Raw genomic sequence first — 11803 nt, forward strand, 5'->3', positions numbered from 1 at the left:
CCCTTTCATTATGAAAGGCTGCATAACCCGTGAATTGAATATTTAGAAGTGCTCTGGAGCAATTGAGGTAAAATTATGACACCAAACTGGTGATCGCCTCCGAAAAGTCCAATTGCTTGAAGGGCTTCGTTATATAGTGGTCCATACCTGCCGCGAGACAATTTTCACGATCTCCAGTCATAGCGTTGGCTGTCATCGCCACAATCGGCAATCTTTTACCTTCAGCCTCGTTACCACGAATGGTTCGCGTTGCCGTATAGCCATCCATTTCAGGCATCTGGCAGTCCATAAATACGATGTCGTAATCTTCGGCCTTTACTTGGTTAACGGCAAGCAAGCCGTTGGACACTACGTCGACACGGTGGCCCAGCTTCTGTAAGAACTTCGATGCCAGTTTTTGATTAACAACGTTATCGTCTACGACCAAAACCCGTAATCCTTCGGTATTTTCTTCCGCTTCTGCTTTCGCAGGCGGTGACGCTTCAACCGAAACTTTCGGTACCCATGTTTCAATATTACGTTCAAAATCCGCCTTCTTAAACGGCTTTGTCATGTAATCATCCATACCGGAATCTAAACATCGCTCCCGATCACCAGTCATCGCATTGGCAGTCATCGCAACAATTGGCAGCCGCTTATCTTTTGGTTCCCAATTTCGGATACTCTTCGTAGCGGTGTAACCATCCATCACCGGCATCTGACAATCCATAAACACGATGTCATATTGGCTTTTTTGAACCTGCTCAAAACCCAGCTGGCCGTTCACAGCAATGTCGACATGGTGACCCAGCTTTTGGATCATCTTCGCCGCGAGTTTTTGATTGACGAGATTATCATCCACAACCAAGATATTGAGACCATTCCCACGCGCCTCTTCGACTATAGGCTTCTTCGCCGAAGCCTCTTGAACCTTAGCCTCAACCACCGCCTCAGCTTTTGGAGTTATCCTCGGGGCAGGTTCTAAGCAAACCTCCAAAGCAGCCAGTAGACGTGCAATACGGGCAGGTTTTGCGAGTACAGAGCGGCAGCCAAGCTGACCCAACCGCTTACGCTCTGTAAGGCGACCAGCACCGACCAAACCGATAAGCTCCGTGCCCATCGAGCGAGGGTCCTTGCGTAATTTCTCGAACAACATGACGTCATCGACCGGAGCTTCAAATATAACAGCTAAGAATTTTTCGTCGTTCTCACGTGCTTGATTGATAGCATTTAGAATTTGGTCTAGCTCGGGCTCAATCGCCACGGAGCGGATCTCGTGATAGTTTAGACTGCGGACCATGGTCGCAACTATCTCAGGATGGCGACTGGCAATAAGTACAGAGCTTTGTTTCAATTTCTCAGGAATCAAAAGTGCTGGCTCTGGAGAGTCGGCCAATTCGAAGGGAACCTCAATTGAGAATACAGAGCCTTTGCCCAGCTCACTCGTCACGCGAACATCACCGCCCATCAAACCAGCAAGGTGTTTGGAGATAGAAAGACCGAGCCCTGTTCCACCAAACTTACGGGTTGTGGATTCACTGGCTTGACTAAACTCCTCAAAAATTGCGTCCAAGCGGTCTGCTGGTATTCCTATTCCAGTATCTACAATATCTAATCGAATCAGCTCCTTGTTGTCGGATCGAGCTTCACTGGAAACACGAATTGCAACATGGCCATTTTCGGTAAACTTGATGGCGTTGCCCGCAAGGTTTGTAAGAATTTGCCGGATACGCCCAGGATCTCCAAGCACACCTGAGGGGATAGAGGGGTCATAATCAACAACCATCTCAATCGACTTTTCATCGGAACGGCTCGACATCAATTCGGCAACATCTTCTACCGCCAATCTTAAGTCCATCGGAATCGTTTCAATCTCAAGCTTACCGGCCTCGATTTTTGAGAAATCGAGAATATCGTTGACGATACGCAGCAGAGTTTTCGCGCAAGAATCTATGGAGCCGAGGTATTCACGTTGTTCTTCCCGTAAATCCGTATCACCCAATAAAGACGCCATTCCCAAAACACCGTTCATCGGCGTTCGAATCTCATGACTCATATTGGCCAAGAACGTACTCTTCATATGAGAGGCCTGCTCGGCCATAACTCGGGACTGCTCAAGGTCATATGCTTTACGCTCGAGTTCATGACGCTGAAATTCACCTTGTACCGAACGGGCCGTCTCTTGAGAGATTGCAATAAAGCTGGCGATGATACTCAGTACTTCACCGTCTTTCTCAGTAAAGACGCCTTTCGCAGTTCGGTTGTCAAAATAGACAACACCAAGGAGACGGTCATGCAACATGAGTGGAGCAGCCATGACACTGCGCAAATCGTAAGTAATGATACTGTCTGAAGCTGCTACAGGACCTCGTCCTGTACCCGTAACAACAATCGTGGTGTTGGACCGTGCAACTTGTTTAACAACACTCGTACTGTAATCCGTCGGCTTAACGATTTCTTGTTGTGCTTGATCTCGGCCCACATGGAAAGCCAAGTCCCCATCTTTGTTCGTCAGAAAGAGCAGACCTCGTTCCGCATTCATCAAACGAATGGTTTCATCCAGGGCAACTTCCGCCTGCTCCTCAGGGTCTAGAACGCGAGCCGTCGCTGTACCAACCTGCATAATTGCATCGAGCTGTTGCTGAAATCGCCAAGTCCCAACTGTATTGGAATCCATGACCTGAGTTGGGACCACAGTTTGCCCACCACTTAACTGTGGGAACTCCATACGTAACCGCCGAGCACGGTCAGTCCAACTGTTATCAATACATAGAGCAAGCGCCGCTTGAGATGCCAACATCGCTCCTGCGGTGTTGCCTCGGCCCCATAAGAGATGTGCTTTTTGCCGTGTTGACTCATAAAGGGACCAGGCCCCATTTACCTCGTGAGACATCTCTTCACAAAGAGCGATTGCTTGACGTGACTTCTTCACATCCCCGTCTATCCGGGCAAGGCCCGCCACAACCGCATGATAGTGACATTTGAAAAAGGGGACGCTCGCCGCCTCCTTTAAGAGCTTCAGCGCTTCAACCAAATCTCGTCTATCGGCAGCACGGGTGTCTCGAGTTGTAATTTCGTAACGTCTCAATCTGAGATAAGCCAACGAAACGTAAAAAGACTTAATATAGTAAGGTACTTTTCGTGGCCTCGGGGCGACTGTCAAGAACGCTTCGACACAGGACAATAGCCTTGGATTCGTATCTCCCGTTTCAGCCAAACAGAGTGCAACTGCGCCGTAGATGCGGCACAAAGAATAACGGTCTCGTGGCGATAGGTTCTTTGTACGCCGAACAGCCTCCTCGGCCACCGCAAGAGCTTCACGGTGTTGCCCCAAGAGTGCCTTTGACTGTGCTTCAAATAAATCAAAAACGTGGAAAAACTCGGGATCGGAATCTTCAGATTGCCCCATCTGCTCTAACTGCCAGCGACCCTCACCGATGGCTTGAAGGGAAGCGCTCGCCCGGCCTTGCATCAAGAAATGAAATGCGCGAACCACATGAGTCGCATTGAGAAGCCAAGGGTCCAAAGTACCCGCATAGCGGCGCAATCTTTCAGATTCAGCCTGACTTGCTCGAACATCTCCGACATACGCGCTCACGAAAGTAATTGTAAGGCTGGTTCTGGCCCGCAGCGTTGGCATATCGAGCCAATCTGAAACTTCCTGGGTTCTGCGAATAAAACTAAAGGCCGCTTTCTTTAGCCCCATCACCGCACACGCTGCCGACAGCGCGGAGTAACCTTTCACCATCTCGAGTGACGGCCCTAAACGCTCAGCAATAACGAGTTCTTTAAGAACTTGGTGCAACATACCTGGACCGTTAAATTCATAATAGGACAGGGTTGCAGTGCGATCTAAAAGGTCCGCCAATAAACGCAGTCGCCCTTTTTCGCTTTTACTGGTAGGTTTTCGAAACCAACCCAATTTTTTAAATAACGGAATTGAAGCCCAGCGAAGAAACGCACCCGCCAAAGTGAGAGGCGTGGTATGGGGCATACTGGTGCCAAGTTCTTTGAAAGCTGCTTTGATATCTGCTCGCGCTTTATCAAATTCATAACGACTACCTGCCAACTGGGACGATTGAACCAGTATACGCGTACGCGTCAGGGGATCTTGAATTCCTGCCAGTGCTTGGTCAAATAACTCTCGTGCTTCTTTGAGCCGCTTCGTCTTAACACAAGCTTCACCCATCCATCGAGCGAGTTCCGCTCCTTCGGGCACAACCTCATAACCCGAACGGGGAAGGAATAACCGGGCGGTTGTGAAGTATCTTAACGCGCGGTCTGAATCGTTATCGATGACGGCACGGCATCCAGCTTGTTTGTTGGTCTCATAAACACGTGCAGGCGCTTCCTCAGTATACCCTGCAGCATAGTGCTCTGCCAGAGCGTAGATATGGCCGGGAATTGAAATATCCATTTGCTCAAGGGCCAGCGCCAAGTCTTGATGCGTTCGCTTAATCTGTTCATCGGCTTGTTGCTCTAAAAGAGCGATGCGAACCCTATCGTGAATGAAGACATAGTGGTCTCGTTTGCCCGTTGTATCCAGTAAACGAGCTGCAGAGGCTTCCGCCACTGCATGGTAAACGGCATTTTGTTCCTCGGTATGCAACTCGTTAAGTAAACGTGCATCAAAACGAGCACCAACAACTGCCGCTTGACGTAAAACAACCAAAGTGTCCTGAGACAGCTCACGCAGGCGATGCAGACTGATATCGAGCACGTTATCGGGTAGGTTTAATTTCTCAAGCCCAGCAGTATCGAGTTTCCATTCTCCCCAGTGAGGCAAAAGAACACCTTGCATCAGCATAGCCCGCAAACATTCCCCAACCGCCATTGGGTTTCCTTCGGAGCGAGTCATTAACTGACTTACCAAATCGGGCGGCAACGTTTCACTGGCAAGCTGCTGAGAGACCATTGCGCTTACCTGCTCTGCATTGAGGTTACCCAAAACAACCCGGCTAAAATAATAACCACCTACAAGGTCTCGGAGTTTTTTCGCGGTCGCATTAGAGATGTCGTCTCGGCGAATGCTTGTATAAATAACAAGACCGGTCCCGGAGAGTTGCCGGATTAGTCTGGTTAAGAATTGCCAGGAGCCCTGGTCACACCACTGCAATTCATCGATCACAACACAAGCACCGCGGCCACCACCGGCAAGTCGGAATAGAAAATCGGCAACAGCTTGGTGCTCCTGGGCATCGTCGCTGCTGTCGCCCTCTTCGGCCTGACCGGTCTTTCCAAACAACTTCTCTAGTTCATACGAAAAGCCAACCAAGTCACTCCGGCCATCTTCACCCGCTTCGACGATTCGCTCACGTAGAGCTTGAGCTGCGGGGTTTGAGCCCGCGGCTTGACATGAAATCATGCCATCAATGGCCCGCCTAAAGACTTCCAGGGGCAGACCACCTTCAGAGCTGCACCGGGCAACCATCACTGGCACTCCAGCGTCGGCCAGCTGCTGTAAATGGTTGTTTAGGAGATGTGTTCGCCCCGCGCCGGAATCTCCTTCAATCATGGCTACGGCGCCACTTCCAAGATGCCCACGGTCCCAAACTTGTTGTAACTGCTTGAGCTGTTCTTTTCGGCCGACGGCCACAGCTTGTGGCGTCCGAAAACGAGAATCGATTGAATCAAGATAAACAGTTTTATTACCATCCAGTAGCTCGTTGAGAAACGGCAATTGAACAAGGTCACTCGCTAAGCCAGCGGCATTTTGGTAGCGGTCGTCTGGGTCTTTTGCCAAGAGCCGCGCGACAATCATCGCGAGACCATCGCTTACATCGCCTCGTAGCCCTCGAACATCCGGCGCGGCCACAACTGCATGCATTCTCAATAAGTCACCAACATCCTTCGCTTGAAACGGAAGTTGGCCTGTGAGGCATTCAAAAATCAATACACCGAGAGCGTAAAGGTCAGCACGTCCATCGACGGGTCTTTCGAGCATTCCCGTTTGCTCGGGCGCAGAATACTGAAAAGTTCCTGCAACAACAGAATCAGCGGTGCCTGTAGCGACCGAAGAGATGCCATAATCGATGAGGCGAGCTCTGCCCTTGTCCGACAGTATAACGTTGCGTGGTTTCACATCCCGGTGAACAAGATTGGCGAGGTGCAGGGTGCCCAGTCCGCTGGCCAAATCGATTGCAACGCGGACAACCTCGCTTTCGGAAAGTGGATTTTTTTCAATTTCTGCGGCTAAACTTGTGCCGCCCATAAATTCCATGACGAGGTAGGGACAATCATCGGCCTCGCCCACCTCATACACTCTCGGTAATGCCGGGTGACGAACCTGCGCAACGATAGCTGCTTCCCGAATAAAATTAATTCGCCGGGATTCGTCTTCTAGATCTTCGATCCTGGGTAGCTTAACTGCGTAATCTTCATCACCGCGCTTGGCTTTGTATACAATGGAATGCGCACCCTGCCCCACCATGATGTCGAGCTCTAAACCTGGGATATGAACATTCGTTTGGGCCATACTTTACATTTCTTTCCAGTAGACCAATAGGTTGGTCGTGGCAGTCGTGGATGAGAATATCAACCACTTAAGAGCGGTTCCAGCGCCTTGACGCCTTTAAACCCTGAAAATTAAAGAATTTTCTGTATTCGATACCGCTTTTAGCCCGTGAGATGAGTCTTGACATCGAATCGCAGAGCACCATATCCAAGGCAGACGTTTATCTTAGCAGGGTAAGAAGAAATGGACTTTCTCTGCTTTTAAAGGGGTACACCGCGTTGATTCACCGACTATTGATTTATCTATCTTTTACCTTCTTGGCCCTTACCCAGGCTGGGTGCACTCCAAGCACACCTACAAGCCCTCCACCTCCGGAGGCCCCAGCTAAGGAAGAAGTCGCATCGTCCTCATCCAAAATGGTTCGTGTACTTCGTGACTCCCTGCCAGACGGCGCACCAAAATGGCTCAAAACGCGCATCACGACCTCCACTCAGAATAAGCAGCCAACGCTTATCGCCACGGGGGTCGTTTTCGGTATTCCCAATCGTGAGCTGGCAATCAATGCTGCATCAAGTCGCGCTCTGCATGAAGTCAGTGCTTGGCTTCAATCATCCAATATCCAAGGGCTCAAAGTGACCGATACCGCGTTCTCAGCGGAAAAGCATTGGGCTGCTGCGCGGGTGCAGGTGCCACTGCCCAAAGACTGGACCGCTCCAACACCACTTCCAGAAAGCAGACTACCATGAAAAAATTTCTATGGGCGATGGGAGTATTTGGGTTCATCGTATGCTTGGCCGTATCCCTGCGTGTTACACAGGCCAAAGGCGACAAGGTTCTCAAGCTCGAGTTTCATGGGGCCATTGAAGAGCTCCAAAGTAACGATATTTTGGGAGCACTTTCTGGAAACGCCAGTCAGTCCATCCATACCATTACGTCAAACATCCGGCGAGCAGCCAAAGACCCAGAAATCCAAGGAATCTTTTTCCACATCAGCAATGTGCAAATAGGAATCGCCCAGCTTCAAGATGTTGCCGATGCGATGGCCGTGTTTAAAAAGAGCGGTAAATGGAGTGTGTCCTACCTTGATACCGCCGGGGAATTTTCATCGGGCAATGTACCTTTCTGCCTGGCATCTACAACAGACTCGATTACCATTTCGCCCACCGGCTCCGTTAACCTGATGGGGCTTCGAGCAGAGTCAGCGTTCTTCAAGAAAACGCTTGAACTCATGGACATCGATGTACTCGTCGAGCAACGTCACGAATATAAGAATGCCGCTGCACCCTTTGCTGAAGAAAAATATACAGAAGCTCATCTTGAGGCGACCAAAAGCCTGCTTGAAGATGTCCAATCGGCACTTATCCAATTGCTTGCCACCCATCGCGGTATTGATAACAACGTCGCCAGGGCTTGGTTTGAAGAAGGTCCCTACAGCGTCGCTCAGGCACGCGAAAAAGGAATCATTCAAACTGCTGGCTATTACGACCAAGTGCTCGATGACATCGAAGGCCGTATGGTTGACGACTGGGAGACTGTCTCACTGGATAAATACCGTGAAACGGGCAAACTCTATCAAGGCGCTGTGCCTGTAGCCTTGGTCATAGCCGAAGGTTCCATTCACCGCGGGGAAAGCAGCGCAGATCCAAGTATTGGGTCAGATACGCTTACCCGAGCTATCCGCAATGCTCGAAAAGACGGCGTGGCCGGCTTACTGCTTCGAGTCGACAGCCCCGGCGGGTCGGTCATAGCCAGTGACGTCATTCGACGCGAAATCGAACTAACCAAAGCAGCTGGCATCCCAGTCGTGGTTTCAATGGGTAACTTAGCCGCATCCGGTGGGTACTACATCAGCCTGGATGCCGATTATATCGTCGCACAGGCGGGCACGATTACGGGCAGCATTGGAGTCATTGCGATGCTCACATCGCTGCACCGTACGCTGAAGAACAACTTCAAGGTGAGCTTCGACAGCTATCAAACGATGGAAAACGGAGATGCGTTTTCGATGACCGAGCTCCCGCAAGGCCAACGCCTGAAGCGGCTCCAAGAGTCCATCGACTTCATTTATGATGATTTCTTAAACAAGGTGGCCCAGGGCCGAAAAATGGACATCGAGCAGGTAAAAGAGGTTGCCAAAGGCCGGGTCTGGTCGGGATTAGCGGCTCAAAAAAACGGACTCGTTGATGAACTTGGTGATGTTCACCTTGCCCTCGTTCGTCTCCAAGAGCGCATGAAAATCTCAGAGCAGGAAGGTATCCACCTTAAAGTTTATCCTGAAGATGATAACCCTCTCGCCATGCTTCGCAGTCTAATCGGAGCAAATATCAACCTACCCGAAGAAGTTAAAGTTACATTGGATGCACTCAAACTTTTATCGAATACGGGCGATTCAACGCTCCGCGTTCCGACGGTCCCAACGATCCGGTAGAGACTCTAACTGAACTGCTTGACCAGCTCAGACATTCTTCTCAGTACTTCATCGATTTCTTCGTCGAGCGTATAAAAATGGGGTGAAAAGCGGATCCGCCCGCGCCTCAGAGAAGCCCTCACACCACTTTGCTCCAGTGCTTCATATATAGAACCAGTTATTTCACCTGGCCATTTGACAAAAATGCTTCCGCCCCGTGAACCCGCAGGCGGTGATACTTCTGCTCCCAAATCGACACAGCCTTTTTCCAGCCTCTCCTGCAACTGACCAAGGCGAGTTTCAATAACGTCAAGACCGACTTCATGCAAAAGGTCCAAACAGGCACCGAAGCCGGCAATGAGAGGATAAGCGCTGCTTCCCTCTTCAAATTTAGATGCGTCTTCTCGAATATCAAATCGCACTGTATCGAAATCAAAAGGCGCGGTCGTACTTTTCCAACCAACGAGAACAGGCCTTAATCGCGAGAGCTTGGTTTCATCAACAAAGAGTAAACCGATACCACACACTCCCAACATCCATTTATGACTGTCGGCCGCCAAAAAGTCGATTCCAAATTCTTTCACATCTAAAGGTGCCGAACCGAGCCACTGAATCCCGTCAACACAGAATAAAATATCATGCGCTTTACAAAACTGTCCCAAAGCTTTGAGTTCGGTTTTATGCCCGGTAGCAAACTGCACTGCACTTACCGCAAGTAACTTCGTTTTATCGGTTCTTGCTTTCTCCACTGCCGCTAAAGTCACGCCGCCGCCTTCAGGCGCAACCTCCACCACACGGACCCCGTAGTGGGATAAGTGCTGCCACACATAAACGTTGGATTGATACTCCACTTCAGGACAACAAATGACTTCATCACCTTGCTGCCAATCGATTCCCTCAGCAACCAGTCCCAAGCCATGGGAAGTGTTACGAACGAAGGTGATTTCATGGGCCTCTGCCCCAACAAGGCGGGCCGCGGAATCGCGAACCTTGGCCGCATCCTCTTCCCACGTGGCTCCCATGTGAATGCCACGCCGCGCCAGCTCCAGCATCCAAGCCTGAACCGCCTCGCAAACCGGTAAAGAGGTCGGGGCCACGCCAGCGTGGTTGAGATAAATGCCCTCTTCACAGATTGGAAAGAGCTTTCGGTAGTCAGAAAGTTTTTTCATACCAGTTGTTTAGAGCAAATCAGACAAGATCTCAAAAAGGGTGGTCAGCTCTTAACCGATAAGGTATGAGCAGCCTTGAATGGAGATTTTAGCCTCCAATACGGGCACATCGAGGAGTACCAAATGACACGCATCGTAAACTGTAAAAAGCTCGGTAAAGAATTACCTGGTCTCGAATTTGCCCCGCTGAAGAATGAGCTCGGCGAAAGAATTTATCAAGAAATCTCGCAAGAGGCGTGGGGAGAGTGGCTCAAGCACTCAACCATGGTGATCAACGAATACCGCCTCAATCCAGCCGAAGCTAAAGCTCAAGATATTCTGAGCGAGCAAATGTTTAATTTTTTCTTCGGAGAAGGTGTGGAAGCTCCACCAGAATTTATCGATATTCAACCCGCCGCAGAAGCAGCTCCTGAAGAATAATCTACAACGGTTTCAGCCAACCTCGTTCATAGCAAGCATCTAATATCACTTGAAAACGGTGCTCCATCGTATGCTCCCCAACAACCAGTTTATGACCGTTTGAGGCTACTTCTCGGCATTTTTCCGGCTCAGCTAAAAGCTCTTCTACTCTAGTGGCTAAGGACGTTGAATCGGCATAGGTAAACAAATGCTCTCCCGGTGTGAAGAGCTCAAGTAACTCCGAACACTCCTCGGCCAGTAACGCGCCGCCACTGGCAAGCACATCAAAAACCCGCATGGTGATGATATCTCTTTGGTACAAGCGCGGAATGTCGAGGTTGAGCTGGCTCGCGCAGTAAATTCGAGTCAGTTCCTCACCGTGGTTTGCGACACCTCGGTAGGTCACGCCCGCAGTTTCCCACCCAGTATCTCCCCAAACTTGGATACCCGCATCGCTCAAGCTTTTCACACGCTCCATGCGTAAAAGATGAGCCAGGCGGCCATTCGCGGCCTCCAGACATTGAATACGTTCGCTCTGCGCGGTGACGTAAATCAAGAATTCTTCCGGTAAAGCCTCTGCTGGATCCGTTAAACCGCACCAATTACTATGACCCGCCCGGGCATCGAATATGCCTTGGAGAAACGCGTCCAGCTCCGGCACTCTTCTCTCCAGCTGGTGTTCGTCTAATACCGGCATAAAACCGGCCGAGTCGCCTTGCAGTGAATTACCAACAAAGCTTACCCGCGCTGAGTAAGGCTTAAGTGACTCGGTATGATCAACCGGTGCTCTCCTCTCATGAGGAGCTGCCAACTTAAGCGGCCGCACATCTTTGATCTCAAGGGCTTTAAAATCCTCAACCGATGCCTCGCGGTGACTGAAGACCATACAGGAGGCCAGTTCGGTGCCGTTACGAACCGCCATGCGCCCCGCAGGAAGGGGATCAATGGTCCAGCTCAAATACGGCTTACGAACAAAAGTAGCCAAGAGGGCCAAATCAGGGCTGTAGTTAATACTGATGATTAGATCGGGGTTCCACTCACGACACATCGAGCGAAAAGGACCCACTTTCAGCTCCGCCGCGGGCAAAACCTTGACCTCGAAACCCGAACGCTTAAAAAGTGCCACCAAATCCTTCTGAATAAGACGGTACTCAATAACAACGATACGCCCTCGCGTGTCTGCATGCTGAATCGAAGATGTACTGCTCATAGCAACCCCTCCACCCGCAGTATAAGGACATTCGAGGTACACGCCAACGATTGATTCTACGGAGCGCGCGGTCTATTGTTGAGCCGCATTAAAGAAGTTGTAAAAGCCAACTTAGGAGACTTAAGCATGGGACTATTCGATAAATTACGCGGCGAACTGGTTGATATTATTGAGTGGATCGACGA

General features: G+C 50.2%; 6 protein-coding genes. 3 read left to right on the forward strand and 3 right to left on the reverse strand.

Going from position 1 to position 11803, the window contains the following annotated elements:
* Positions 1-73: 73 nt before the first annotated feature.
* Positions 74-6454, reverse strand: coding sequence for a response regulator (locus HOK28_02670; protein MBT6431966.1), 6381 nt, complete (start codon positions 6452-6454; stop codon positions 74-76).
* 257 nt (positions 6455-6711) lie between these two features.
* On the opposite strand from HOK28_02670, the gene HOK28_02675 reads away from it, so the two are divergent.
* Both HOK28_02675 and sppA read left to right on the forward strand, forming a co-directional pair.
* On the forward strand, positions 6712-7179 hold the full coding sequence (locus HOK28_02675) for a hypothetical protein (GenBank protein MBT6431967.1): 468 nt from the start codon (positions 6712-6714) through the stop codon (positions 7177-7179).
* Positions 7176-8861, forward strand: coding sequence for a signal peptide peptidase SppA (sppA, locus tag HOK28_02680; GenBank protein MBT6431968.1), 1686 nt, complete (start codon positions 7176-7178; stop codon positions 8859-8861). The genes HOK28_02675 and sppA overlap by 4 nt, the downstream gene beginning before the upstream one ends.
* A 5-nt stretch (positions 8862-8866) precedes the next feature.
* Here sppA and HOK28_02685 read toward each other — a convergent pair whose 3' ends face one another.
* Positions 8867-10009 carry an aminotransferase class V-fold PLP-dependent enzyme gene (locus HOK28_02685; protein ID MBT6431969.1) on the reverse strand — a complete coding sequence of 381 codons (1143 nt, stop codon included), beginning with the start codon at positions 10007-10009 and terminating at the stop codon, positions 8867-8869.
* 123 nt (positions 10010-10132) lie between these two features.
* Between HOK28_02685 and HOK28_02690 the strand changes: the two genes are divergently transcribed.
* Entirely contained in the window at positions 10133-10429 is a 297-nt protein-coding gene (locus HOK28_02690) for an oxidative damage protection protein (protein MBT6431970.1), read from the forward strand.
* Between the two features lies 1 nt (position 10430).
* Here HOK28_02690 and HOK28_02695 read toward each other — a convergent pair whose 3' ends face one another.
* Positions 10431-11618 carry a glycosyltransferase gene (locus HOK28_02695; protein ID MBT6431971.1) on the reverse strand — a complete coding sequence of 396 codons (1188 nt, stop codon included), beginning with the start codon at positions 11616-11618 and terminating at the stop codon, positions 10431-10433.
* Positions 11619-11803: the final 185 nt, after the last annotated feature.

The organism is Deltaproteobacteria bacterium (assembly GCA_018668695.1).
GTDB lineage: Bacteria > Myxococcota > XYA12-FULL-58-9 > XYA12-FULL-58-9 > JABJBS01 > JABJBS01.

Excerpts from the sequence above, each read along its gene's own strand:
- HOK28_02690 (MBT6431970.1), top strand. The coding sequence starts at position 10,133 with ATGACACGCATCGTAAACTGTAAAAAGCTCGGTAAAGAATTACCTGGT.
- HOK28_02670 (MBT6431966.1), bottom strand. The coding sequence starts at position 6,454 with ATGGCCCAAACGAATGTTCATATCCCAGGTTTAGAGCTCGACATCATG.
- HOK28_02685 (MBT6431969.1), bottom strand. The coding sequence starts at position 10,009 with ATGAAAAAACTTTCTGACTACCGAAAGCTCTTTCCAATCTGTGAAGAG.
- sppA (MBT6431968.1), top strand. The coding sequence starts at position 7,176 with ATGAAAAAATTTCTATGGGCGATGGGAGTATTTGGGTTCATCGTATGC.
- HOK28_02695 (MBT6431971.1), bottom strand. The coding sequence starts at position 11,618 with ATGAGCAGTACATCTTCGATTCAGCATGCAGACACGCGAGGGCGTATC.